The 25937-nt window shown below is 45.2% G+C and carries 23 protein-coding genes and 17 tRNA genes; 4 read left to right on the top strand and 36 right to left on the bottom strand.

All coding sequences use genetic code 11. The features are described from left to right. Window positions 1-82: 82 nt before the first annotated feature. A complete protein-coding gene (zwf, locus tag TCA2_RS20755; protein ID WP_047913519.1) occupies window positions 83-1537 on the bottom strand; it encodes a glucose-6-phosphate dehydrogenase in 1455 nt (484 codons plus the stop codon). Window positions 1538-1903: 366 nt separating this feature from the next. Here zwf (TCA2_RS20755) and TCA2_RS20750 point away from each other — a divergent pair, with 366 nt between their 5' ends. Continuing rightward, a complete protein-coding gene (locus tag TCA2_RS20750) occupies window positions 1904-2230 on the top strand; it encodes a helix-turn-helix domain-containing protein (RefSeq protein WP_047913518.1) in 327 nt (108 codons plus the stop codon). A 172-nt stretch (window positions 2231-2402) separates the two neighbouring features. On the opposite strand, the gene TCA2_RS20745 is transcribed toward TCA2_RS20750, so the two are convergent. The 5 genes from TCA2_RS20745 to TCA2_RS20725 form a co-directional block, all read right to left on the bottom strand. Further along, window positions 2403-3329 (bottom strand): hypothetical protein, encoded by a 927-nt coding sequence (locus TCA2_RS20745; RefSeq protein ID WP_047913517.1) that lies wholly within the window; start codon window positions 3327-3329, stop codon window positions 2403-2405. A gap of 195 nt (window positions 3330-3524) precedes the next feature. Then, complete coding sequence (locus tag TCA2_RS20740) at window positions 3525-4409, bottom strand: DUF1002 domain-containing protein (RefSeq protein ID WP_338000035.1); 885 nt, start codon at window positions 4407-4409, stop codon at window positions 3525-3527. A 250-nt stretch (window positions 4410-4659) separates the two neighbouring features. Then, window positions 4660-5175: an NUDIX hydrolase gene (locus tag TCA2_RS20735; protein ID WP_047913516.1), complete on the bottom strand. Its 516-nt coding sequence runs from the start codon at window positions 5173-5175 to the stop codon at window positions 4660-4662. A gap of 97 nt (window positions 5176-5272) precedes the next feature. Continuing rightward, complete coding sequence (locus TCA2_RS20730) at window positions 5273-6067, bottom strand: RNA methyltransferase (protein ID WP_047913515.1); 795 nt, start codon at window positions 6065-6067, stop codon at window positions 5273-5275. Between the two features lie 17 nt (window positions 6068-6084). After that, entirely contained in the window at window positions 6085-6747 is a 663-nt protein-coding gene (locus TCA2_RS20725) for a TrkA family potassium uptake protein (RefSeq protein WP_047913514.1), read from the bottom strand. Window positions 6748-6978: 231 nt separating this feature from the next. Here TCA2_RS20725 and sspI point away from each other — a divergent pair, with 231 nt between their 5' ends. After that, on the top strand, window positions 6979-7212 hold the full coding sequence (gene sspI, locus TCA2_RS20720) for a small acid-soluble spore protein SspI (RefSeq protein WP_047913513.1): 234 nt from the start codon (window positions 6979-6981) through the stop codon (window positions 7210-7212). A 105-nt stretch (window positions 7213-7317) separates the two neighbouring features. Here sspI and TCA2_RS20715 read toward each other — a convergent pair whose 3' ends face one another. Both TCA2_RS20715 and zwf (TCA2_RS20710) read right to left on the bottom strand, forming a co-directional pair. Further along, the gene (locus TCA2_RS20715; RefSeq protein WP_047913512.1) at window positions 7318-8898 is read right to left on the bottom strand and encodes a peptide chain release factor 3; all 1581 of its coding nucleotides are present in this window, start codon (window positions 8896-8898) and stop codon (window positions 7318-7320) included. Between the two features lie 256 nt (window positions 8899-9154). Next, a complete protein-coding gene (zwf, locus tag TCA2_RS20710; RefSeq protein WP_047913511.1) occupies window positions 9155-10717 on the bottom strand; it encodes a glucose-6-phosphate dehydrogenase in 1563 nt (520 codons plus the stop codon). A 307-nt stretch (window positions 10718-11024) separates the two neighbouring features. Here zwf (TCA2_RS20710) and TCA2_RS20705 point away from each other — a divergent pair, with 307 nt between their 5' ends. Then, entirely contained in the window at window positions 11025-11357 is a 333-nt protein-coding gene (locus tag TCA2_RS20705; RefSeq protein ID WP_047913510.1) for a hypothetical protein, read from the top strand. Between the two features lie 106 nt (window positions 11358-11463). On the opposite strand, the gene TCA2_RS20700 is transcribed toward TCA2_RS20705, so the two are convergent. The 11 genes from TCA2_RS20700 to TCA2_RS20650 form a co-directional block, all read right to left on the bottom strand. Next, the gene (locus TCA2_RS20700; protein WP_047913634.1) at window positions 11464-12108 is read right to left on the bottom strand and encodes a response regulator transcription factor; all 645 of its coding nucleotides are present in this window, start codon (window positions 12106-12108) and stop codon (window positions 11464-11466) included. Window positions 12109-12127: 19 nt separating this feature from the next. Then, window positions 12128-13180 (bottom strand): sensor histidine kinase, encoded by a 1053-nt coding sequence (locus TCA2_RS20695; RefSeq protein WP_047913509.1) that lies wholly within the window; start codon window positions 13178-13180, stop codon window positions 12128-12130. A gap of 26 nt (window positions 13181-13206) precedes the next feature. Beyond that, window positions 13207-13854, bottom strand: a complete 648-nt coding sequence (liaF, locus tag TCA2_RS20690; protein WP_047913508.1) for a cell wall-active antibiotics response protein LiaF — start codon at window positions 13852-13854, stop codon at window positions 13207-13209. 201 nt (window positions 13855-14055) lie between these two features. Continuing rightward, on the bottom strand, window positions 14056-14751 hold the full coding sequence (locus tag TCA2_RS20685) for a PspA/IM30 family protein (protein WP_047913507.1): 696 nt from the start codon (window positions 14749-14751) through the stop codon (window positions 14056-14058). Between the two features lies 1 nt (window position 14752). Next, window positions 14753-15211, bottom strand: coding sequence for a PspC domain-containing protein (locus tag TCA2_RS20680; RefSeq protein ID WP_047913506.1), 459 nt, complete (start codon window positions 15209-15211; stop codon window positions 14753-14755). Between the two features lie 4 nt (window positions 15212-15215). Further along, entirely contained in the window at window positions 15216-15887 is a 672-nt protein-coding gene (locus TCA2_RS20675; protein ID WP_047913505.1) for a PspA/IM30 family protein, read from the bottom strand. 37 nt (window positions 15888-15924) lie between these two features. Next, entirely contained in the window at window positions 15925-16248 is a 324-nt protein-coding gene (locus tag TCA2_RS20670; protein ID WP_047913504.1) for a hypothetical protein, read from the bottom strand. 284 nt (window positions 16249-16532) lie between these two features. After that, window positions 16533-17408, bottom strand: coding sequence for a carbohydrate ABC transporter permease (locus tag TCA2_RS20665; protein ID WP_047913503.1), 876 nt, complete (start codon window positions 17406-17408; stop codon window positions 16533-16535). A gap of 22 nt (window positions 17409-17430) precedes the next feature. Further along, window positions 17431-18378, bottom strand: coding sequence for a sugar ABC transporter permease (locus tag TCA2_RS20660; RefSeq protein WP_047913502.1), 948 nt, complete (start codon window positions 18376-18378; stop codon window positions 17431-17433). Between the two features lie 112 nt (window positions 18379-18490). Then, entirely contained in the window at window positions 18491-20029 is a 1539-nt protein-coding gene (locus TCA2_RS20655; RefSeq protein WP_047913501.1) for an extracellular solute-binding protein, read from the bottom strand. A gap of 223 nt (window positions 20030-20252) precedes the next feature. Then, on the bottom strand, window positions 20253-21773 hold the full coding sequence (locus TCA2_RS20650; protein ID WP_238546467.1) for an extracellular solute-binding protein: 1521 nt from the start codon (window positions 21771-21773) through the stop codon (window positions 20253-20255). Between the two features lie 85 nt (window positions 21774-21858). On the opposite strand from TCA2_RS20650, the gene TCA2_RS20645 reads away from it, so the two are divergent. Further along, window positions 21859-24153, top strand: a complete 2295-nt coding sequence (locus tag TCA2_RS20645) for a helix-turn-helix domain-containing protein (protein WP_047913500.1) — start codon at window positions 21859-21861, stop codon at window positions 24151-24153. Window positions 24154-24340: 187 nt separating this feature from the next. Here the strand turns inward: TCA2_RS20645 and TCA2_RS20640 are convergent. The 17 genes from TCA2_RS20640 to TCA2_RS20560 all read right to left on the bottom strand — a co-directional run bounded on the left by TCA2_RS20640 (window position 24341) and on the right by TCA2_RS20560 (window position 25853). Next, window positions 24341-24420: transfer RNA gene (locus tag TCA2_RS20640), tRNA-Leu, on the bottom strand. Between the two features lie 14 nt (window positions 24421-24434). Continuing rightward, a tRNA-Arg gene (locus TCA2_RS20635) sits at window positions 24435-24508 on the bottom strand. A 14-nt stretch (window positions 24509-24522) separates the two neighbouring features. Next, a tRNA-Leu gene (locus TCA2_RS20630) sits at window positions 24523-24608 on the bottom strand. Between the two features lie 8 nt (window positions 24609-24616). Beyond that, window positions 24617-24690, bottom strand: a tRNA-Cys gene (locus TCA2_RS20625). 6 nt (window positions 24691-24696) lie between these two features. Next, window positions 24697-24771, bottom strand: a tRNA-Gly gene (locus tag TCA2_RS20620). A gap of 7 nt (window positions 24772-24778) precedes the next feature. Beyond that, window positions 24779-24853 (bottom strand) — tRNA-Gln (locus tag TCA2_RS20615). 12 nt (window positions 24854-24865) lie between these two features. Beyond that, window positions 24866-24941 (bottom strand) — tRNA-His (locus TCA2_RS20610). A 20-nt stretch (window positions 24942-24961) separates the two neighbouring features. After that, window positions 24962-25035 (bottom strand) — tRNA-Trp (locus tag TCA2_RS20605). Between the two features lie 7 nt (window positions 25036-25042). Next, a tRNA-Tyr gene (locus TCA2_RS20600) sits at window positions 25043-25128 on the bottom strand. A gap of 11 nt (window positions 25129-25139) precedes the next feature. Next, window positions 25140-25215 (bottom strand) — tRNA-Thr (locus tag TCA2_RS20595). A 13-nt stretch (window positions 25216-25228) separates the two neighbouring features. Next, window positions 25229-25304: transfer RNA gene (locus TCA2_RS20590), tRNA-Phe, on the bottom strand. Between the two features lie 23 nt (window positions 25305-25327). Beyond that, window positions 25328-25404, bottom strand: a tRNA-Asp gene (locus tag TCA2_RS20585). 11 nt (window positions 25405-25415) lie between these two features. Beyond that, window positions 25416-25489: transfer RNA gene (locus TCA2_RS20580), tRNA-Met, on the bottom strand. A 10-nt stretch (window positions 25490-25499) separates the two neighbouring features. Continuing rightward, window positions 25500-25572, bottom strand: a tRNA-Val gene (locus TCA2_RS20575). Between the two features lie 23 nt (window positions 25573-25595). Then, window positions 25596-25667 (bottom strand) — tRNA-Glu (locus TCA2_RS20570). Window positions 25668-25684: 17 nt separating this feature from the next. Further along, window positions 25685-25776 (bottom strand) — tRNA-Ser (locus tag TCA2_RS20565). A 1-nt stretch (window position 25777) separates the two neighbouring features. Next, window positions 25778-25853, bottom strand: a tRNA-Asn gene (locus TCA2_RS20560). Window positions 25854-25937: the final 84 nt, after the last annotated feature.

The following is a 25937-nucleotide window of genomic DNA, read 5'->3' as shown; positions in this document are numbered from 1 at the left end:
TCCTAGATCTTCTCTGTTTTTTGTCCAACAACCAATCTATGTCATCGGCTGTGCTCAGCCGGATAACGTTTTAGAACAATGATTAATGCCAGCGATTTCCGTCCTGTGCAAGCAGTTCATCCGCTGCTGCTGGACCTTCTGTTCCCGCCGCATAATAGTTAAGTGGTACCTCATCTGCAGCAAAGGCTTTAAGAATCGGTTCAACCCATCTCCATGACAGCTCTACTTCATCCCAATGCGCGAAGAATGTGGCATCACTACGAAGCGCATCAAAAATGAGGTTCTCATAAGCTTCCGGTACGTTGTCATATGAGGAATTGAAGCTAAGCTCCATCGGTTCAATCGTATCATGATGCATCGGGCTCTTGGAATTAAGCGTCAGGCGCATGCCTTCCTTCGGTCCAATATCGATAGTAAGCAAGTTAGCAGATACCGATTCGCCTTCCGACGTTCCTGTACTTAACGGCTGCTTGAACTCCACCACGATTCGTGTCGATTTTTCACTCAGACGTTTACCTGTACGAACATAGAAAGGAACCCCTGTCCAGAATGGATCGTCCAGGAACAATCTTGCTGCGAAATAAGTATCGTTCTTGGAAGTTGCCTCGATCCCAGGCTCGTCCAGGTAACCAACTACAGGTTTGCCTTGAAGATCACCTGCTTGGTATTGTGCTCTTACAATATGCTGATCGAGTGCTTCTTCCTCCAGAGGAATCAAGGACTGTGCCGTATTTCTCTTCTTCGCACGAACCTCATCAGGAGAAGATTTCTTCGGCAGGTGAAGTGAGATCATCATGAGCAGCTGCAGCATATGATTCTGGAACATATCTCTTACTGCTCCGGTATGGTCATAGTATTCAGCCCGCTCTTCGACTCCAACGGTTTCACTTGCGGTGATTTGTACATTCGAAATATAATGATTTCCCCACAATGCATGCATGACAGGGTTTGTTGCACTTAGTACCTCGAGATTTTGAACCATAGGTTTACCGAGGAAATGGTCAATCCGATAAATCTCTTCCTCAGCAAAAGTACTGTTTAGCTTCTCATTCAGCTGTATTGCGGATACCAAGTCATGACCGAATGGCTTCTCAATGATAAGCCGTTTCCAGCCGCTGCCTGAACCGAGCCCGCTTTCTTTGATATTCTCGGCAATAGGCTCGAAAAATTCTGGAGCAACCGACAAATAAAACATCCGATTTTGTGGAATGCCAAGCTCCTGCTCACGTTGTTCAACCACTTCAAGCAGTTTCTTATAATCTTCAAGCTTGGTATTGTTAAGCGATGTATAACGAAATGCGCCTAGAAAATCACGTACCTTAGCCGCGTCCTCAGGAGAACGGCGAGAGAATGTATGAAGTGAAGCTTCAACTCTTGCCTGGAAATCAGCATCGGACACTTCTCTTCTTCCTAGACCAATAACAGAAAATGATGATGGCATCTTTTGATCAACATACAGGTTGTATAGTGCTGGGTAAATTTTTCGCTTGGCTAAGTCGCCAGTAGCCCCGAACAGGACAAAAGTCATTGAATCCATTCTGATATGCCTCCCGTGTCTCTACTCTATATTGTGCGCTAGTTATCATGTGAAAATTACGCAACGATAATTCGCACTTATTTCCATAATCAACACCACATGTATTACCTACAAAAAAATACAATTCCCGTTCGATGTTGGTTATTATTTGTAACCAATTAAATTAACGTGACTATCATACACCCAGCTGACACCTTTCGTCAACAAAAAATGTCGAATCTGTGAACAATAAAAATTTTCTGTTATGATAGCGCTTTCCATGGTATTCTATAAATAATTCTAATAACTGTTTTTTCACATTCTGGAATAACTCCATGTACAATAGAAGTTACTTTTAATAATCAAGTGCATAAGGGGGCCTTGAAAATGGATGAACAATCGACGTCAAATCATATGCAGATGTGTGAGAAAGTCTCGCGTTCGTATCAAATTATTGGTCGGAAATGGGTTGCGCCTATTGTTCACACCTTAATGAAGGAGCCCAAGCGATTCAGTGAAATACATGCTGTTATCCCGGACTTAAGCAAGCGCGTCCTGAACGAACGAATGAAAGAACTCGAGGAAGAAGGCATTGTCATTCGGAATGTCATTGCTGACCGACCTGTCCGTACTGAATATTCACTTACCCGCAAAGGGACAGAGCTTGCACGTGCTTTGAGCTCAATCGGACAATGGGCTAAGAAATGGCTCTAGTCTTAACTCAGATAAAGATGAATCTATGCAGCAATAACCCCCGTAAGCTGTTACGGGGGTTATCTTTATATGCCATCTACATTTTATCTTTATCTGAATTGAAGCTCTGTAGTCGAACTTTTGAAGCTGTCTAGTCAAGCTTTCGATAATCCACATTACTATAACTCAACGGCTATTTGCCTCGTTCAAGAAGATCATCATAAGTCAGTCCTCGCACAGACTCCTCTGAATATTCCTGTACAGGATAATATCCTTCTGCCTGCCACTGTTTCAGCACTTTAGGGCTAACGATTGTATTTGGAGGAAGCTTTAGACTGCCAAATCCTTCTAACGCTTTTTTTGCCTCACTCATATTTTCGACTTGTTCTAAACTAACCCCATGAGTAGATCCTGTCATATAGTCCTTATACACTTTATACTCCCGGTAAAATAAACTGATCTCAGGATTATCAGGATCATCATTTACAAGATACTCCTCAGTTAGAATCCGATATTCTATACCTTCAATGGGCTTATAAGGTCCATCCAATAGTAGCGTCTCCAGAAGCAGCTTGATATCCTCTGCGTCAGTTCTGTACGTTATTATTTCAGATGATCGCAGCTGCAGATACACCTTATCAGGAGAGGTAATCGCGTATAATATCTTGACTTCCTTATTCCGTGGTAATTGAATGGCCATTTGGACAGTTGGCACCAGCTCTATCTGACCTGCCTGCTCCAGTGTATCGGGTACTATACGGTTATACCATTCCAGGACCTCAGCGGTTTGCCATTCTTCAAGCTCAGGTCTTTTGTTTAAGTCTTCATATGACACTACATCTCTGTCGTACTCGATATATTCCAGTTCAACCTTATTGGTCAACTGAGCATGAGGCAGCTCTGGCTTTGATTGGCCTGTAAGTTCCTGCTGAGTAGCGGTATCCTGATTAGGCGTTGCGACGTAGTCCTCCAGCTGCTCCTGCTGCTGCTTATCAGGAATGTGGTTCTGCTGCGTATAATGTACTCCCTCTGACTCCTTCTCCTTATCGGCATGATCTGAACAAGAGGTGAGGAGAAGAAGAACAGCAGCGATAACACATCCGGTGATCATTTTACGCATAGCCTATATCTTCCTTTCGAGCGCAAATTTATTAAGAAGTCGATTTCCCTTTCCCATATTTAATTCAACACGCTCAACTGCTGCTTTGTTTTATAATATTTGATCAAAATAAAAAAACGCACCCTTCCTCGGATGCCTGCATATGATTCGCAGCCATCCGCTGAAAGAAGTGCTCTCTTACAATATTCCATTCAATTAGGAGAACCAGCCTTTAATAATTTCAATCAGTCCTACAAAAAAATCTTTAATCGCTGCCAGAATACCTTGTCCCTGCTCCGACTCAATAAAATCAGTGAACTGCTGTTTGGCTTGCTCCAGCTGATCCCCTACTGCATTCCAGTTAATATTCGCATCCTTCATGTTCATAAACAGATCCACTAATCCGTTCAGCTGAGCTTCGGGAATTGTAATATTTAGATTGTTTGCAATATTAATAATGAGCGTCTGCATTTCTTCTCTCGTCTCAGGCTGATTTTGGGCGAGTTCTTCTTTGATGTTCGTCATCAGCGTCGTTGTTTCTTCCGCACCGATGGAATCGGATAATTGTGCCGTCTTTACGATCTCCTCGTTAGCAACCTGCTTCTGCTCCTCCGGGATTTCCGTATTTGTCGTTGTTTCATATGCTTTAATAATCCCTGTCAGTGCAGCTGTACCGGATACATCAAATGGTGCGGTAATGCTAACATGGGCATCCTTAACCCCTGCTGTAATCATCGCATTAAGGTACATATCGTTGGTCACCCAGTTGATGTGATTGGAGGTCGCTGACACGCCGCTTCCAGGCTTGCCGATTACGATTTTAGCCGAGCTGAGCGCCTTGCTTCCGATTTGTGCCTTGGACATATGACTCCCCAGATATTTATGTTCTTCTTCATTTGTCACCTGGATCGTCATCGCATCTGTAGGAGCATCCAGATCGGCTAGCACCTGTTCTTTCTGTGCAGCAGTCAAATCCTCACCGAGTATAACAATAATATCTCCCTCTACCGCATCCGCAGAAGCAGCGGGGGCTATATACATACTTAGCAAAATAAGTGCAGGTATTAATAGAATTGCCGTCAGTTTGCGCAATTTCATCATCTTGTCTCTCCTCATCCATAGCCGTTTCCAATATTTAACGAGTTCCATATTATGGATTAACCATTATCCTATAACTAAAACTCTTAACCGTATCAATCCCATAACTCCCTTAAGCTATGAAATTGAATTAACCCCCTTTAACTGGATTTGCGAGCATTATACCATGGTTTCAAACCTCAATTTTTAACAAAATATTAATATTTTCTTAACCAAATCAATTTCATAAATCATTAAAAAGGTAGAATTGAAACTATATATTTAGAACGGAAATGGCCCGCTCCAATATGGTTTTATCTCTTAGGATCATAAATTTACTCGAATACTCCCGACAAATCCTAAGCGATCTGTCCATTGCTGTAAGAGCTTCATCCATTGTCATCCAGTTCACCGTCAACCCAAGCTGCTTCTCTTTGGCTGTGAGCTTCACGGTGTTCTCCTCAACTGATTTGGCAATAAAGCAGTAGGATAGTTGCAGGAACTGATTTCTAGTCTTATGTTCCTCAATGCGGCCGAGCGGATGCGTAATTTTTGCCCGATAGCCTGTCTCTTCCTCTACTTCACGCAAAAAGGCTTCTTCCGGCGTCTCTGACCCTTCGATTCCCCCGCCAGGCAGCTTGTATAGCCTCCGTTTGGTCATATGCATCATCGCAATATTGGAATTCTCATCGACGAGCACCCCTCTAGCCCCATACCGGGACACGGAATGCAGAAGTGCTGAACGTTCACCCAAAATGTCATAATCTGTAATCCGGCTTATTAAGTTCATATGTATTCTCCTAAATTAAATGGCAACGCCCCTTTGTGATCCAAAGGTCTCGCTGCCATCTCGATGTCTCTTGTCTATTTAATTCACCAGTCCGCGATCAGGCGGAGTAATGCCGCTGCCTCATCGCTTCGAACATAAGTATGGTAGCAGCCATTGCCGCATTCAGTGATTCTGCCTGTCCGGGACTTGGAATAATAATGGCATCATCCACAAGACGGCTTACCTCCTCAGAGACACCGCTGCCTTCATTACCAATGACAAGCCATTTTGCTCCCCTAAAATCATAATCATAGCAGGAGCTGTCGGCAGCCAGCGATGTACTGACAAGTGTAACCCCTTCTGTTTTAGCTCTTGGAAGCACTTCAGACAGATCCGCTTCAACGACAGGCAGATGAAAAAATGAACCCATCGTGGAGCGTATCGTTTTGGGATTATACACATCTGCACTCCCCCGACCAACGATCACACCGTCTGCCCCAGCTGCATCTGCGCTGCGGATAATTGTACCGACATTGCCCGGATCCTGAAGCCGATCCAGCACAATAATCAAGCTGTCCTTCTTGTCTAAGAATTCACTTAACCCTGCCGCATCTTTTCTAACGATGGCAAACACCGGCTGCGGCGTCACCATATCGGTACACTTCTCAATGACAGCAGCAGACACCGGTATCCACTCCGCACGATCTTCCGAATCCGCATAACCTGACAGCTCTCCCGGTATTCCTTTATCCATATCATAAGCAATACATTCGATATCAGCATCATAGCTTAACGCCTCTTGAACCAAATGAATGCCTTCAATAATGTATTTGTTCTGCCGGGTTCGATACTTCTTATCGAGCAGCTGAGCCCATTCCTTCACTCTCGGATTATGTACCGAAACGATTTCCATATGTCTTCAATCCTTCTTTATCTTGAATAGGCAAGCTCTAGCTTGGTTAGATCATCTTTGTGACCCACAATAATAAGCACATCCTCAGGCTGTATTTCATCACTTGCATCTGGTGAAATATTCATTTCTGTTCCTTTGCGGATGGCAATGACGTTACAGCCATAACGAGCGCGGATGTTGAGCTGTAACAAATTCTGTCCAATAATGTTCGACGAAGCTTTCATTTCCAGAATACTGTACTCCTCTGACAGCTCAATATAATCCAAAATATTAGGCGACGCCAGATGATGAGCAACCCGCATTCCCATATCTCGTTCCGGATAGACGACTTTATCTGCACCAATCTTGGACAATACCTTGCCATGAAGCTCCGATTTGGCCTTCACAATTAAAGAGTGGATACCCATATCCTTCAGGATCAGTGTCGTTAATATGCTCGCCTGAATATCTTCACCTATGGCAACGACCACCACATCAAAATTCCGAATCCCGAGCGCTCTAAGCGCTTCCTCATCCGTTGAATCTGCGGACACGGCATGTGTCACTACATTGGATATGTCCTGTATTCTATGCTCGTCCCGATCTATTGCCAGAACGTCAAAACCCATTTCACTAAGTGCATAAGCAACACTCGATCCAAAGCGGCCCATACCGATCACGGCATATTGTTTTTTGGCCATAATATGGTACCTCCATATCATCTTAGGTATAAGAAAAATTATTCTATAGGTGAATCCATTTCATTACTCAATAAAAGATGTGAGATGAATTCAAGCCCTTCATTATTATAAGTACTGTCAACCAATTCATCCTAAGTAGTATAGCACAATGAATGGAAAACTTGAATTTATACGCTCTGCTCAGGGAACAGTATATAGGCAGGAAAAGACTACTTTTGGAGGGACAAACACATGTCTATCGTACTGGATTTGCGCCAAGCGATCGTTCATAAGGTACATGGTAAGCCGGATAAGGATATCAGAGAGATGATTGAGGGGTCTGTTGATGGACCCGAAGCAGCTCTGCCGGGACTCGGAACCCTGTTTGAAATGATCTGGAAGGATTTGCCGAAAGGAAAGCAGGATGAGCTGATTCAGGTACTGCAAGAGCATCTGAAGAAGGTTAAGCCTGTTCCTTTAACCTAGAATCGATCCATCCATAGCCTTGAACTGCAAAAAATCCCCCGCCCATTTTCGGACGGAGGGATTTCTTTTGTATGTGATGCTAAGCCCCTACATTTCGCACAAGCCTTACGGTGCAGTTTCCAGGAATTTAGCTGTCGGATTCTTCTCAATTGCCGTTCTCATCGCATATTCATTCTCAAAGAGGACCACATAATTGTCCTTCTTATCTTTAACAAGGGTAGAGTTAATCCGGAATTTGCTTGGATCGATCTTATCGTCAATAATCCAGCGTGCAAATTGATACGACATGCGCTGCAGCTGAACTTCAACACCGTATTCTGCTTTCATCCGATGCTCGAATACTTCAAATTGAAGCTGCCCGACAACTCCAAGAATAGTCTCATCGAAGCTCACTGTACGGAATACTTGAATTGTACCTTCCTCTGTCAGCTGATCAATGCCCTTCTGATACTGCTTGTGCTTCAGGGCATTCTTGGCTGTTACCTTCGAGAAAATTTCCGGTGAGAATGTCGGAAGCTCGTCAAAGACCACTTCACTGCCTTGGCTTAAGGAATCTCCAATTCTGAAAATCCCCGGATCGAACAGACCGATAATGTCGCCTGGATAGGCCTCTTGTACAATGTCCCGGTCCTGAGCCAGAAACTGCTGAGGCTGAGAGAGCTTGATCTCCTTGCCTACCCGAACATGCTTCACACTCATGCCTCGTTCAAATTTACCCGATACAATTCTCAGGAATGCGACACGGTCGCGGTGTGCCGGGTTCATATTCGCCTGAATCTTGAAGACATAGCCGCTGAATTTCTCGTTTGTCGGCTCCACTACACCTTCCGTACTCTTACGCGGTTCCGGCTTCGGCGCCAGCTCCAGGAAGTTCTCCAGGAAGGTCTGAACACCAAAATTATTGACGGCACTACCGAAAAATACAGGGGTAAGCTCGCCCTTCAGCACCTTCTCCAGATCAAACGGATCACCCGCTACATCGAGAAGCTCAAGCTCCTGCTTTAATTGATCATGCAAGAATTCACCAGCCATCTCACGAATTACCGGATCCTCATAGCTGTCTACTTTTTGCACATTAATCTTGGAATGGTCATCACCTTGGAACAGCTCCACCTGATTTTTCATCCGGTCATATACACCGCAGAGCTCCCGGCCCATACCAATCGGCCAGTTCATCGGTACCGAGCGAATACCAAGAACACGCTCCAGCTCCTCCATTAGATCAAACGGGCTTTGTCCCTCACGGTCCAGCTTGTTAATAAATGTAAAGATCGGTATTCCACGCTTCGCACATACCTGGAACAATTTAATCGTTTGTGCCTCGACACCCTTCGCCACGTCAATCAACATGACCGCACTATCTGCGGCAGTCAGTGTGCGATAAGTATCCTCACTGAAGTCCTGGTGACCCGGTGTATCCAAAATATTGATACGATGACCCAAATAATCAAACTGCATTACAGAGGACGTTACAGAGATCCCCCGCTGCTTCTCAATCTCCATCCAGTCACTTGTCGCATGCTTGCTTGCCTTCCGAGCCTTTACTGTACCTGCCAGGCGAATAGCGCCCCCAAATAACAGCAGCTTCTCAGTCAGCGTCGTCTTCCCGGCATCCGGGTGAGAGATGATCGCAAACGTCCGGCGTTTGTCGACCTCCTCCTGCAAAATATTCGTGGTTTTGCTCATGTTCATTTATCCCTCTCATACTCATATATTCATCAAACTTTATTTTTCAAAATATAAAATCATTCCTGTCGTCATCTTGCAAAAGGAACCTATCCATCTAAATGGCTCAACTCTCCTATTATACCACATTTGTTATTTATTTTTACCTGTATATTTTATCTCACACTAAAAAAGCAGAGTCCTCCTGATTATAGAAGGGTCCCTGCTTTGCATCATTAAGAATCACAATCTAATTCAATTATCCAGCTCGGTTTATTCATCCTTCATTGTTCTTTATCCAGATGACGTTGTCTTCATCCTGTCCATTAACCGGCCACCAATGATGTCCATCCTGCTCCAGCAGGTTATCCGCTGCAGACGGCCCCCAGCTGCCAGCAGGATAATAGGACAGACTCTCCGGCTGTTCCTGCCATACCGCTGCAATACGGTCTACGAAGGACCAGGCTGTTGCAACTTCATCCCATCTTGTGAAATAGGTGGAGTCTCCTTCTGCGGCATCATGAATGAGCCGTTCATAAGCCTCCGGGGAGTTAATTCCAATCATACAGCTCTGGCAAAAATCCATGGCAAGCGGCTCAATCTCCGAATCTGTACCTGGCTTCTTGGCATTGATCTTGATATAAATACCCTCCATCGGATTTACACGGATGACAAGGAGGTTTGGCTCGAGCTTATATTTTTGGCCAAGGTACACATTGTTCGGCATGGATTTGAACTCCACAACCACCTCTGTCGTTTTCACAGGCAGTCGCTTACCAGTACGGATATAGAAGGGCACTCCGGCCCACCGGAAGTTATCGACGAATACCCTCGCCGCAAAATACGTTTCCGTATTGGAACCGGGATCTACTTTATCCTCCTGGCGATAACCGGGCAGATGTACACCCTTCACATCACCTTCCGTATATTGACCACGAACGACATTCGCGCTCACATCCTCACTTGAAACAAATGGCCGTAAAGAGCGAAGCACCTTCACCTTCTCATCCCGGATATCCTCGGGCACAAGCCGGCTTGGCGGCTCCATGGCAATCATCGTGAGCATTTGCAGCATATGGTTTTGTCCCATATCACGAAGAGCGCCGGCCTGGTCATAGTATCCTCCGCGCTCTTCAACTCCAACGGTCTCACCCAGCGTTATCTGAATATTGGAAATATGCTTGTTATTCCATAACGGCTCGAAAAAGGCATTGCCGAAACGGATCACCTCTATGTTCTGTACCATTTCTTTGCCCAAATAATGATCGATCCGGTAAATTTCTTCTTCACGGAACACTTCACGAATTTGCTCATTCAGCTGCTCTGCCGAGCCCAAGTCATAGCCAAAGGGCTTCTCAATGATCAGCCTGTGCCAGCCTGCACTTTCAAGCAGCCCGCCTTCCTTAAGATGGGAAGACACGTTTCCAAACAGCTCGGGAGCCAGCGCCAGATAGAAGAGACGATTGCCGGGAATGGAAAATTCATGTTCCACTTCCTCCGTAAAGGCATTAAGCTCTCGAAACCCATCGACCTGATGAATATCTAAAGACTTATATTCAAAATGCCGCGCAAACTCGTCCCATTCCTCTTGCTTTCCATCGCCTGGCTTATAACGACAAAACTCTTTTATCGAGGACAGCACATCTTCTCTGAACTCCTCACGTGTACGCTGACGTCTTGCCAGACCGATCACGGCGAAGTGATCTGACAGCTTACCTTCCCGGTAAAGACTATAGATCGCAGGAAAAAGCTTGCGCCGGGCAAGATCGCCCGTAGCTCCAAAAATGAAAAATACCGCACTCGATGCCTGCATTGTTTCAACCTTTTGAATGTTCGCCATAGCTCCTTCTTTCCCTATCGGATAGTTTTATTTTTGAACTGCTTATAGAGCTTCCTGGATGTTGCTGACATTTTAGCACAACTGAACTTCCGAAGCTATGCTTAAGAAGACCTTAATTCCTACTAGTATAGGTATTCTCTTATTCTTATAACCAGATTTCAAATAATTGCTCATCTATCATACAAGGCTTGGTTAGAGGTCTATACCTGTTCGACTTTAAGAGAATACATATAAGTTAGACAGAATGGAGAACCCTACCTTTAACTTCATTCTCTCTAGTACAATATCTACGATTGAGGTGAATGTTATGTATCCTGTACGTCCGTTATCCCCGGAAAATATAGGCCAGCATTGCGGTAAAATGGTATGTGCTGTCATGAAAGACGGCAGACGGTTCGTAGGCAGACTGCACAGCTGTAATGGAACCCATATTTTTCTGACTGATGAACGCAAAAGTAAATACAGATCCTGCCGAGCTTACAAATCGAGTGTACTCGAGAGCAAACAAGCAGAGCAGCCGAAGAAAAAACAGAAAAAGCTAAAGAAGCAGGCCGTAGTTAAAGGCTTCTATCCTTACGGCGGCTATGGCTATGATTGGGCACTAGGTCTCTCGTTCCTCGCTTTGCTCTTCCTCATCTAATATTTCTATAAAGTAAGAGAAGGCCCCGGCTCATCTATTCAGAGTCTCGGGGCCTTACATTGTGATGCGCAGTTTATATGAATTTGAATTTGAGAGTTGTTCCTTATCACTCGGCCAGGCCATTCTTATAAGCATAAATCGCAGCTTGCGTACGATCATCTACCCCCAGCTTCGCGAGAATATTCGTCACATGAAACTTGACCGTTTTAATACCGATAATCAGTGTGTCCGCAATATCCTGATTCGATTTGCCTTGTGCGAGCAGTCTTAGAACATCCATCTCACGTTCAGTGAGGCCTTCATGCGCCTTGGCCTGCTCTTGCGGCTGACGGAAGCGGTTCATCATCTTGGAAGCTACCTGAGACTCCAGAACAGACTGACCGCGCGCAGCAGCACGGATCGCATCCGCAATCTCAGAAGCACGTGAAGTTTTAAGTAAGTAGCTAAATGCTCCAGCTTCAATGACGGGATACATCTTCTCATCATCCAGATAGCTGGTAAGTACGATAACCTTGCATTCTGGCTGCATCTTTAACAGCTGCTTGGTCGTTTCAATCCCATCCATTCCTTCCATCACCAGATCCATCAGAACGACATCGGGATGGTACTCCTGAGCAAGACGAATGCCTTCCTCTCCGCTCCCTGCTTCACCAACAACCTCGATCCCATCCTCGGTATCCAGCACAGCCGCCAGCCCAATCCGCACCATCTCATGGTCATCGACCAGCAGCACCTTAATGGCAACTTCCATACTTTCATCTTCCATAATCCTATGCTCCCTCGCTTTCTTCCTCCATGACCGGCACTGTTATTTCGATTCGGGTTCCTTTGCCCGGAGCCGTTATCCATACGATCGATCCGCCAATCTCATTTACACGCTCCTGCATATTGGACAACCCGTATGAAGCCTGCTTCTTGTCATCCAATTCAAAGCCCTCACCATCATCCCGGATAATGACCCGAATGGCTTTATCCTTTCGCTGAATTCGAATCTCGATTCTTTCCGCCTTAGAATGCCGAAGGGCATTGGACATGGCTTCCTGAATAATACGGAATAGATGATTCTCTATCCCTTTTACCAGCTGAATGCCTTCATCCATCTCAAGCGAAATTTCCATCGGCACCTTGGACTGAAGCTCTCTCACAAGCTCCTTGAGTCCTTGTTCAAGATGCTTGCCCTCCAGATATACAGGCCGTAAATGCAGCAGCAATGCCCTCATCTCGGATTGGGCAACAGAGGCCATTTCCTCGATTAACGCCACCTGACGCTGTGCTCTGTCAAAATCCTTCTCCAGTGTACGTCCTACTGCTGTAGCTGTCATGGATATCGCGAACAGCTGCTGGGACACCGCATCATGCAGCTCTCTGGCTAGACGCTGTCTTTCCTCTACAATGGCAGATACTCTTGCTTGTTCAGCAAGCTGAGCATTATGCGTGGAGAGGCGCTGAAGCGAGGTGACCTGCTCCTCCCACTTCTTACTGATTCGGCCCAGCTGTTCTCCAATTCGCCCGACTTCATCATATCCAAGCTCCGGAACGGCCCTCGTCACACTCCCCTTCTCCCACTGCAGTAAAGTTTCCCTCAGTCTCTCTAGCTGTACTTTGGTTCTATACATTTGGAAGAAGCCATAAATTGCACCAAATCCAATCAACAGTAATACAAGGGTGGCTCCAGCCTGAAACCAATGATCCCACTCATCAAACGGCATCAAGTATCCATAGGAGTAAAATATATAAAAGGTAACCAGACCCAGCACCAGTGCAAGCAATATGCTCTGTCCCATACTACGCGTAACCATATTTTTTGTTTTAGTGGATTGCATAAGGGAGTCCTCCCTCCTGTTGAGTATTACGTTAATCGCACGTTTAGGTCGCCAATTAAATAGGAAATAACAAACTTCACTTTATATTCACTGTTCTCATAGCCCGGAGTCCGATAGACAAGCCGATTCATCGCTCCACCTTTTTGATCATTCCCGAACTGCTGCTTGCCTAGTAATATAAAGGCCTCGATTTCTACACCATAATCCTCTGGGATGGATAAATCAATATCTCCCATCACTCCCTGCAAATAAACAACCGTTTCCTTTGACTCTGGAATGGCCAGCGATAAGTCAGCATCCACTTCACCGATGACATGCCAGATCGATGTGTTCCGAAGCATCCAAGGCTCCTCATCCCAGGCAAAATTGGACATGAAATTTTGATTGATAATGTAGCCCTCTCTCGGCTGGACTTTACGCCCCTTCCAATAGAACACCCCAAGTGAAATCAGGGTTACACCTACAACAAAGATCAAATTATCAAGAATGAGAATGGCTGCGCCGACGCCCAGATATGTGCGCCCTTTTTTGGCATTGCCCGATTGGAATTTGAAGTAACCATAGATCAATAAGAGAAGTGCGACAATCGTAAAGAAGCTGATAAAATCCCCAAGCAGCATCAGCAGACCGATCCCTATCGCCAGTATTGCAAAAAACTGCTTTTTGTTACTCATCTGTCGCACCCCCTCATGTCAATTTTCGACCGCACTGGCCGATTATGTATTTGGCTAAATTTGAATCGCACTACTGCCATTAAATCCGGTCTATTGTCTTAAAAAAGGCCATACGGAACAATATCGCTCCCGTATGGCTCTATTCAACCTAGTTCAAACCACTGCTTGATTCTATCATAAGTTCATGCTGACTTGAATAGCTTATTCTTTAGGCGCTTCTTCAGAAGAGGCTTTGCCGTTCAGCTTGCTCTTTAGTGCTTCCAGCTGCTCATTTACTTTGAATTGTTTCTCCGTTTCTACCGGATTATTCGTGTAGCTGCTTCGGTATGGAGCACGCATGACATCTGCTTCTGCTTCAAGCTGCATAATTTTCTCTTCCATACGATGGAATCCAAGAGATGCATTGCCGCTTTCGATCGTGTGAACGCTGTTGATTTGGTTCATTTGCTTTTTGGCTTTAGCCATTTGTGCACGGGATACAAGCTCATTGCGCTTGTTACGCATTTTGTAGAACTCATCCTTCATGTCATGAAGCTGCTGCACAAGCTCTTTAGCTTGAGTCTCTGCTTCCACATGGAAGTTCTTGTACTCTTCTGCCTTTTGATCATAGTAGATCTTCTCTTCAAGAAGCTTGCGTGCGACTTCCTCCTGCCCGTTAACAAGTGCTGCCTCAGCCTGCGATTCACGCTGTACACCAAGACGTTCCGCTTCTTCCAAACGATGCTTCATCCGGCGCTCATTCGCCATTTGCTTCGCGACAGTAACTTCTGCCTCACGAATTTCTGCTTCCATATCACGAATATATTGGTTCAGCATTACAATCGGATCTTCTACTTTGTCCAGAACTTCATTCACCGATGCTTTTGTCATATCTTTAATTCTTTTAAATACTCCCATTTTATAAATCTCCCTTCTCATACTTCGATAGTTTTTGGCGCAGTTCTTCTACTTCTTTCTTTAATGCTTTCTTCTCAATGTCACCCATCATGGAGTCGAGATCATCCGTTTTGGGCTCATAAGCGTTAGAACTCTGATAACGATTACCGCTGAATCGGTCTCTCTGCGGTTCTCTATAGGAAGCAAACCGGCCTTGGTTCGCATATTCATTGCCTTTTCCATAATATCCGCCTGCACCTGGACCAGGTCCTGGACCATAAGGGTCATAAGGTGGAATATATTCCTTCGGTACGACAAGCGCAGCAATGAAATAAAGGAAGATCATTACGCCGCCTGTAAAAAAGATGCTGACTACGAATATCAGTCTTGCTAGTGTGGAGTCTATGCCGAGTGTTTCGGATAGTCCGCCGAGTAGCCCGGTTACCATCTTATCGCGTCTTGATCGATATAATTTACTCATCTAATTACTCCTTTCCTCCGTTCTCCAGCTTCTTCTTGAGCTTCGCCATCTCTCTTTCCAAGAGATCTGAAACGGAATACTGGCTGGTTTCTCTTGTCTGCTCGCCGCGGCGCAGATCCCGAAGACTTCTTGCCTCATACTCCAGATCCGACACCCGGTCCTCGAGACGATTGAACATTCCCGGAACATGTCTTCCGCCATATTGGCCAGAGCGTTCATTCATTCTTTGCTGCAGCTGTATCGTCTGCATTCTTGCATAGTAATATTGGCGTTTACTGTACACTGCTTGATATTCGGTCTTGAGATGGTCTAACTGCTCCTCAAGCTCTGTTAATGCATCTCTACTTTGATCGTACAGTTCGATATACTGTTTGTACTTTTCTTCGTAGAGCATTTTTTCCTGCAATGCCAGCTTGGCCAGATGATCTTCCTCTGCTTTGAGTGCCAGCAGAGCCTGCTCTTCTCTCTTCGCAATCATGGCTGAAGCCTCATCTACCTGCTGCTTTAATTGTCTGGTATGTCTTGAATATTGCTGGTGAAGCTTCTCAACCTCTCCAATCTCATTTCGTGTATCCATCAGAAATTGATCGATCAGCTTGACAGGATCTTGACTTTGTTCCAGATGTTCATTAATGGTGGCTGCGGTGATATCCCGCATTCGACGAAATACGCCCATTCTTGATCTGACCTCCCTTTCCAACTGTTAAATTTAATTAGTAACGTCTGCTGCTGTAATTGCTCTTGTCCTTCAGCATGTAAATTCCAAATACGATCAACCCGATTGCAATGAGGGGTCCGATTAACCATGCCAGCTTGCTGATCAGAACCAGCACACCAATGACAAGAATGATATAACCGATTAAGGTGTTTCCTCTCTTGACACCGTAGTATCCAAGAGCGATCATCGCGATTGGAACCAGATAACCCATAATTTCTCTAGTTACTGCTCCCAGGAAGGGAAGAAACCCTCCGAATAGCATCAAGGCTCCCACGACGATCAGGATGATCGCTAAGCTTTTACCTTTACTGTATCTCATATGTTGTTATCACCGCCTTCTTGTTTGTCTTCCTTCTTTACGATCTGCTTCGTGTTTTGTTTCTTGTTTTTACTTCGTGTTCCTTATGACTTTATTTTAGGAGAATTTACTTCTTTTCAAAACGGACCGGGGACGGTTTTTTAACCTAGACTCTGGTCGGGGATGAGCCAAGACCTTATAAGTACAGACATTATCGTGACCATAATTACAATACAAAAACCGCTCCTCTGGTGAAGAGGAGCGGAGTGACTCACATTTGATAACCAAAATTTCAAACAGCTGGCTCAGCCTTTAATCGAGCCCAGCATCGCACCTTTCGCGAAATGCTTCTGCAAGAATGGATAGACCATCAGGATCGGCAGTGTCGCTACCACGATTACTGCCATCTTCACTGCCTGATCGGGCGGTGGAACGGAGGAATCCAGCTCTGAGCTGTAGTCCATACCGCTTGCGAGTACAACGATTTGACGCAGCAACACTTGGATTGGCCACATTTTACTCTCATTTAAATAAAGGATCGCGCTCATATAGGTATTCCAATACGTAACCGCATAGAACAGTGAGATGGTTGCAATGGCCGGCATGGACAGCGGAAGCACGATACGGAACAGAATTCCAAAATCATTCGATCCGTCGATCTTCGCGGATTCTTCCAAGCCCTCCGGAATGTTCTGAAAGAAATTTTTAAGAATGATCATATTAAAGGCACTTATGGCGCTTGGCAAGATCAGGGCAGCATACGTATCAATTAATCCGAGCTCCTTCACAACGAGAAACGTAGGGATCATCCCTCCGCTGAACAGCATCGTGAAGACGACCATAAACATGATAACCTTGCGTCCATCCAGATCCCGTCTCGAGAGTCCATATGCCATCAGTGATGTAATCAGCATACTGAACAATGTGCCAATGACGGTAACTCCAATGGATACCAGCATCGCTCGAAAGATCGTATTTGTTGAAAATATAAACTTGTAGGCATCCAGACTCCAATCTGTCGGGATGAGTACAAATTTCTTGGCTGCCATTTCAGCACTTGTCGTAAATGAACCAGCGACCACATGCACAAATGGCAATACAGTAACCAGTGCAATGACGGCAAGCAGAATAAAATTCACAATAGAGAACATTTTACCGCCCAGCGTTCTGTCTTCAACCATTTTCTCTCTCCTCCCGACGAGATTAGTAAACGCCCTCTTCGCCCATTTTTTTGGCTAGTTTATTGGCGACCATGACAAGGATTAATCCAACAAAGGATTTAAAGAAGCCGATCGCAGTACTATAGCTGAATTGTCCCTGCTTCATTGCAGCTGTATAGACATAAGTATCAATGATCTCGGCAACCTCACGGTTCATGGAGTTCAGCAGGAGATATACATGCTCGAAGCCAAGCTCCAGCACATCGCCGATCTTCAGAATGAGCAGTATAATGATGACACTGCGAATGGCAGGAAGTGTGATATGCCATATTTGACGCAGCCGATTCGCTCCGTCCATTCTTGCCGCTTCGTACAGCTGAGGATCAACAGAGGCAATGGCAGCAAGGTAAACAATTGTTCCCCAGCCTGCCTCACGCCAGATCACCTGAATGATATACGTTGGCCTGAACCACTCTGTGCTGAGCAAGAAATTTATTTTCTCGAAGCCAAAAAATACGAGCAGCTCATTCACAATCCCGCCGTCCATCGTCAGCATGACATAGCCAATCGATACGATAATAACCCAGGACATGAAATGCGGCAGATACACGAGGGTTTGGAATGTCTTCTTGAAGAAGGAGTTCCTCACCTCGTTCAGCATAAGGGCAAGAATGATCGGCACTGGAAAGTAGAAGAGCAGATTTAACCCGAACAGGATGAGTGTATTCGTGAGTATGTTTAGAAAATCTGGCTCATTGAACAATCGGGCAAAGTGCTCGAATCCTACCCATTCGCTGCCGAGTATCCCCTTGAACGGCTTATAGTCCTGAAATGAGATGACAAGTCCATACATCGGTAAATATTTAAAGATAAGAAAATAGAGAATACCTGGGAGCAGCATGACGTAAATCCATTTATTTTTCCAAATTCTTTTACGCAGCCTGCTCTCCTTTTTACGGGTTGTTGCAGATGGAACGGCGATTTCCTGCATGGCTCTCTCCCTTTCTATCCGGTATGCCCGGCGGCACTAGTAACGTCTGGATGAAACATCATCGGATGTTTTTGGCATTACTTAAACTTTTATAACTACAGGGTCCCTATTGTTACTTCTTGGCTGCGTACGCTTCATTAAATTCTTGAATAATCTGCTCCCCGCCTTGCTTCTTCCATTGCTCTATAGCAGCTTCAAATCCTGCTTGGTCTAAGGTTCCATATATATATTTGTAAGTTGCATCCGTAATGATCGTCTGCAGCTCAACACCTTTGGTTGTATAGGTCTCAGAATCAAGCGCAGCCGTAGGATCGTGAACGGCAATCTCCTCATTCGCCACGGTCAGCTCTTCTGCATGGATTCGGCCCGGCAGATCATGATAACCTTCATACATTCCATTGGTTTCGGGTTCCCCGATAACACTGTCTTTGTAGCCCTTGACTTCACGTTCCGTTTTTTCCTGATCCTCCGACGCTTTGGCCTTACCGTCCTCAACGGTATAATGTACACCCTCCTGTCCCCAGTACATCAGATTGGCCACTTCAGGAGTCATCATCTTGTCAAAGAAGGCCAGCACCTGCTTCAGCTCTGCTTCATCCTTGATCGCGGAAGTTGGGAACAGAATGACGTTGTTATATCCCGGAATTGCCCAGGTTGACGCTTCTCCTGTAGGTCCAGCAATCATGCTCTCTACATCCAATACCGCATCCGGCGCATTCTTGATCAGATCCTTGTGAAGGGAATTAATATCCGACATCGCACCGACATAAGCGCCTGCCTTGGCGCTCGTGAACAAGTTAACCTGATCCGTCTTACTCGTAGCCGCAAAATCCTGATTGATCAGCCCTTCCTGATGAAGCTTCTTGAAGAAATCGAGTGTTTCCATATACTCAGGGAATGTGAAATCCGGCTGGAGCTGTCCATCCTTCTCTCCCCAGTTATTCGGAACTTTGAACCAGGAAGCAACCGTCTTGAATGCACCATATACCAGGTCATTTCGGTCGGTCAGTCCAATAGTATTGTCCTGTCCATCTCCGTCTGGATCCTGCTCTTTAAACGCTTTCAACATATTGTAGAATTCATCCACATTGGTTGGTGCTTCAATGCCCAGCTTATCTGCCCAATCTTTACGATAGATGAGCCCCTGCCTTGCTAATGGCCGGCCGATATATAATGAATAGAGCTTTCCATCCACCTTTGTATTCTCAAGAATGAGTGGTTTCAGTTTATTTAAATTTTCAAATTCGCTTAAGTAAGGACCAATCTCCCAAAACTGTCCGTCACGAATGGCTTCCTTCATTTGAATGAATGTGGCCTGATTCTTCAGGTAAGTGACATCGGGTAATGAACCTGTAGCAAAGGAGGTCGTTAATTTCTCTTCATAAGTGTCGGCCGGAAAAAATTGATACGTCAGCTTCGTATTTGTCAGCTTCTCCACTTCATTTTTAATCGTATCCGGTGGAGTTTCTGCAGTGTTTAGAGGAAGCATAATCGTAATCTCTGCCGGTTGATTGGATGCTTCTTCTCCCCCTTGAGCTGCAACTGGTTCGCTGGGAGTTCCTGAGCTGCTGTCACCTCCGCCTCCACAGGCAGATAGAACCATACTGAATGACGTTAAAAGACTAAGCATGGCGAATGTTCTTTTTTTCATTTTTGTCATGACCTCCATTAAGTTGATGGATAACTTGCTTGCCTCTTCACATTACATTTGAAAAACAGAGTACGAATACAATCATTTGCCCATATCGCCCGATTTCTTATGACACCTAATCAAATGATTATCATGGTTATTAGCGTTATTTCCGCTCACAAAGAATAAAAAAACGCCCAATCTGATTCCTGCGAATCACCATTGGACGGTTCCTTATACCTATTCACTTGAAATAAGCAGAAGTATATTCTTGTATAATATCTTCTCCGCCCAGTTGCTTCCATCGATCAATTTCACGGGCGAAGCCTTCTTGATCAAGATTTCCCAAAATGTAATGATAGGTTGCATCGGATATCAATGTTTCCAATTCCACATTTTTTTCGGCATACGTATCAGACTCCAGATGGAGCGTCGGGTCCTGAACCAGGAACTTCTCATTATCCATGCTCAATTCCTCTGCTAATGCAGTTAATGCTTCCTGCTTCGCAATTGGCATTACATTAGGGTTGCTGAGATCCGCAATCATTAATGTGTACAACGGATTTACTTCGTTAACCCGCAGAATTGATGTTCCTTCATCGAGCAGCACCTTGCCATCCTGAACCGTGTAGTGTATACCTTCAATACCATAGCGCATTAAATTGGCTACATCCTCATCCATCGTTCTGTCAAAAAAGCCTAGGATCTTTTTCAGCTCCGCTTCTGTTTCTATGGCCTTCTTCGAAAATAAAAAAACACCGTTATAATTCGGTATAGACCACACTTTATATCCTGCCGGCCCCTGTATTCGATTCGAAAGCGTGAATCTTGCGTCTGGATTCAGTACCTTAGTCTCATCATACAAACGCTGCACATCTGTCATGCTGCCAATATATACACCAGCTTTGCCTGTAATGATCATATCTCTCTGTACATCCTTGCTAGTGACAGCAAAATCCTGATTGATCAGCTTTTCCTTAACGAGCTTCTTCATGAAGTTCATCGTGTCCAGGTAGGCCTGGGTCTCAAACTCAGGAATCAATGTGTTTCCTTTGACCAGCCAGTTATTCGGTGTTCCAAAATACGAAGATAGTGTCTTAAAAGCCCCATAGGTGAGGTCGTTCCGATCTGCTAATCCAATCGTATCATCCATGCCATTTCCGTCCGGATCAGAAAAAGTAAACGCTCTCATAACCTCGTACAGCTGGTCTAATGTTTTCGGTGTTTCAAGCCCCAGCCGATCAAGCCAATCTTCTCGAATGATGACGCCTTGTCTTGAAGAGGGTCTCTCTGTGTATAATCCGTAAATACGTCCATCCACCGCCGTCTGCTCAAGTATACCGGAATCCAAATATCTGAGATTCGGAAATTCTTCGATATAGGAGCCGATTTCCCAGAATGCATCCGTTCGTATCGCATTTTTGATAAACGGATAATCAATATGCTTCACGAAGGTAACTTTCTTCATGGAATTGGTCGTGAGTGCCGTGTTCAGCTTATCTGTGTATATACCGTCTGTGATCCAATTGATCTCCAGCTCCGTATGAGTAAGCTGCTCAATTCGATCCATGATTTCATCGCTCGGCGGATGGGGAAAATGGAGCGGGACCATCATTGATATTGGAAGCTTCTCCTCTGCTGGTACTTGCAGTTCCGCCTTAAGGGCTCCACTATTGCAGCCACTAATGAGCATGATGGACAATAAGCCTGCTCCGGCCGCAATTAAGCGTCTCCCCCATGCTTTTCGCTTAAAAAGAATCATCATAACAGCCCATCCCCCTTGCCGAATTTTCCATTTATAGGCATAATCAATAAGAAGCCTCAATTACTAATCGAGACAGGTGATGTCCATGCGCTGGAACGCTTTGAGCTTTTTAAGCAAAATAACGATCTTCGTCCTCCTGCTGAGCACGATTCCTGTCATTTTCATCGGTGTATTCGCTTATGTTACCTCTACTCAGGAGATACAGCGGAACGTCAACAGCAGTAAGATGCAGCTTATTTTGCAAATTAATTCCAATTTAGAGCAAAAGCTCGTGACTGTCAACCACACACTTAATCAGGTAGTCAGCTCCAGTGTGCTTAAAAACGCTCTTTATAGCCCACTTTTTGTAACCGATTTCAAAACCTATAATGATCTCCGCACTGAAGTCCGAAACATGCAGTCATTTGAAACCAAGCTCGATGATGTTGTACTCATCAATTTCAACCAAAATTGGATGATCAAAAACTCAGGTCTCTACCGTTTCGATGATTATCCCCTCGCCGATGAGATCCAGAGTCTTCAGAATATGAAGGAAAATTCAGGCTGGACTCTCACTCCATCGAAATGGTTTTATAGTGAGGAGAATGCGAACGGTGCCAACTGCCAGTACAATATCAGCCTGGTCAAAAAACTGCCGGCCACCGGGATCGAGAAATCTGGTCTTGCGATCGCCAATATCCCCTCCTGTGAGCTAAAGGACTTTATCCAAAAGGATGGTGACTCGACGGAAGACATTATTATCTTAGATGCCAATGAACGTATTCTGTTTCACTATAATCAGGAACTGATTGGCAAGTCCTTAGCTGAGAGTGGACTTCGTGCCGAAGGCAGACTCGAGCAGCCGTCCGGGCAGTTTACAACGGAACTCTCGGGCCAAGATTACGCGGTATCTTATTATCGTTCTGAGCTTAATGATTGGACCTACTTATCGGCAACCTCCATCCAGAGTCTTACTCAAAAATCATCACAAATTGGAACCTACACACTGCTGATGTGTCTGGCTTTGCTGCTTATTTCCGTTGGAATGGCCTTTCTTGGATCAAGACGCATTTATTCACCTATCCGGAGATTACTGAATGAGCTGGGGCTTAGACCAGAACGTAACGAATTTGAGCATATTGGAGCTGAAGTTTCTGACTTATTCCAGTCGAAGACTAGGCTTGAAAAGGAGCTGCATCAGCACATTCAGCAGGTTAGAACCTTCTATCTAACGAGAGTATTCACAGGTCAGTTTAAATCAAATGAGCTTCTTCACAAGCTCGAGCAATATGGTTATGGCAAACAAATCAACGAATGGCGCACGATGGCTGTCTTGACCATTCAGATTGATTTTACGGAGCAAACCCGATATGAGAAAAAGGATCTTGAGCTGTTATTGTTTGCCGTACAAAATATGCTGGAAGAGCTTGTCTCACAGAAAGAGCGTCTTAGTCCGGTCATTATCGACCATACCATCGTTCTGCTGGTTGGCGGTGAAGAAACGGATGATACCGTATTTAATGCTTATCTCTACTCTTTAACAGAGGATGTTCAAAACCATATTGATCAAGTGCTTGATCTATCAGTGAGTATCGGGATTAGCTTACCTGTGGAATCGTTCCACGGTATTTCTATGGCATATCGTGAGGGGCTCGAGGCACTCAGACATCGGATCAAGCTCGGTAAAGGCATCGTCATCCAGTATCAGGATCTAAATGACGGTAAGCACTATGTTAACCTGTCTTATCCAGCACAGCTGGAGAATGAGCTGATAGAGGCGATCAAGCTGGCAGATGAGCGCAAGGCCCGTGATACTTTTGATCAGCTGCTTGACGGTATCTTCGATCTTGAGCTGCTTCCCCATGAATACCAAATACCGATTACTCGGCTGCTTAATAATCTTCTGCTGATCATGCAAGAGTCAGGAATTAGTGTGCATCAAATCTATCATGAGAAACGCTCTGTCTTTGAAGATATTCTGAAGCTGGACACTGTTGATGAGATCCGTAATTGGTTCTGGTCCAAGCTTATTCTTCCTACTCTTGGTGTATTCCGTAATCGCCAGAATACTCAGTATCATCATATTTCTGAGAAGATCATTGACCTCGTGCAGAATTATTATGATACAGATCTTACGTTAGAGGAATGTGCCCATCGTCTTCATTACAATGCCAATTATCTTAGCAGTGTGTTTCGTAAAGAGACCGGCTGCTCGTTTAGCGAATATTTGACCAACTATCGTTTTAGTATGGCAAAAAAATGGCTGACAACGTCCGATATGTCCATCAAGGACATCGCTACCAAACTAAGGTACAACAATTCCCAAAACTTCATTCGCTCTTTCCGGAAAATAGAGGGCGTCACACCTGGACAATATCGGGAAGATAGAAAAGCAATCTAATCATAGGAGGCAATATAGCCTCCTATTCTCGTCTCTTTTTTTCTTACCAACTTATCCGTATAATACCCAACGATTTGACTCGATTTAAAGTCACGGATATGTAGACGAAAACACGCTTATAGAATGAAATTTCAACGCAAAAAAAGCAAGGAGCATTACTATGTTAGTAATGCTCCTTGCTGAGTTATGCCGGTGAAGGGACTCGAACCCCCACGGTTTCCCTCACGATTTTGAGTCGCGCGCGTCTGCCAATTCCGCCACACCGGCTTATTTAATTAAAGCGTGCCCTAAGAGATTCGAACTCCTGACCTTTTGATTCGTAGTCAAACGCTCTATCCAGCTGAGCTAAGGGCACATATTGATCTAACATGCGGAAGACCAGACTTGAACTGGTACGATAGTCACCTACCGCAGGATTTTAAGTCCTGTGCGTCTGCCGATTCCGCCACTCCCGCTTAAGAAATGGAGGCGCCACCCAGATTCGAACTGGGGATAAAGCTTTTGCAGAGCTGTGCCTTACCACTTGGCTATGGCGCCTTATTATGGAGCGGACGACGGGAATCGAACCCGCGACCCTCGCCTTGGCAAGGCGATGCTCTACCGCTGAGCCACGTCCGCGCAAAAATGGCTGGGGATATAGGATTCGAACCTATGCGTGACGGAGTCAAAGTCCGTTGCCTTACCGCTTGGCTAATCCCCAATAAAATATAAATGGGGCGATCGATGGGACTTGAACCCACGAATGCCGGAGCCACAATCCGGTGCGTTAACCCCTTCGCCACGACCGCCATATAAATTATAAGGTAATTGGCAGGGGCAGCAGGAATTGAACCCACACTAACGGTTTTGGAGACCGCTGTTCTACCTTTAAACTATGCCCCTATGAAACTGGTGGAGGATGATGGATTCGAACCACCGAACCCTTACGGGAGCAGATTTACAGTCTGATGCGTTTGGCCACTTCGCTAATCCTCCATATGAAACTGTGGTGCCGGCGAGAGGACTTGAACCCCCAACCTACTGATTACAAGTCAGTTGCTCTACCAGTTGAGCTACACCGGCACAAGGTGTTAAATGGTGGCTCGGGACGGAATCGAACCGCCGACACGAGGATTTTCAGTCCTCTGCTCTACCGACTGAGCTACCGAGCCATATTATATCATAATAAGTTAAGTGGCGGAACTGACGGGATTCGAACCCGCGATCTCCTGCGTGACAGGCAGGCATGTTAGGCCTCTACACCACAGTTCCATATAATTCAATTGCGGGGGCAGGATTTGAACCTGCGACCTTCGGGTTATGAGCCCGACGAGCTACCGAGCTGCTCCACCCCGCGATATTAAGAATGGAGACTGAGGGGATCGAACCCCCGACCCTCTGCTTGTAAGGCAGATGCTCTCCCAGCTGAGCTAAGTCTCCATTATATAAAGAATAAATTAAAGTGACCCGTAGGGGATTCGAACCCCTGTTACCTCCGTGAAAGGGAGGTGTCTTAACCCCTTGACCAACGGGCCTTACTTATTAAAAATAGTGGCGGAGAGAGAGGGATTCGAACCCTCGAGACGCTTTTGGCGCCTACACGATTTCCAATCGTGCTCCTTCGGCCAACTCGGACACCTCTCCATGGCTCCCCGAACAGGACTCGAACCTGTGACAACTCGATTAACAGTCGAGTGCTCTACCAACTGAGCTATCAGGGAATAAAGAACATATGATTGTTCTTTCAAAACTAGATACGAAACAATGTGCGATTTATTGCTTTCCCCATTGTTGGGGTATTTTTT

Source organism: Paenibacillus sp. TCA20, assembly GCF_000732325.1.
In the GTDB taxonomy this organism is placed as follows: domain Bacteria; phylum Bacillota; class Bacilli; order Paenibacillales; family Paenibacillaceae; genus Paenibacillus; species Paenibacillus urinalis.
Note: the sequence above shows the minus strand (reverse complement) of the source record. Positions and strands in the feature narration are given on the sequence as shown.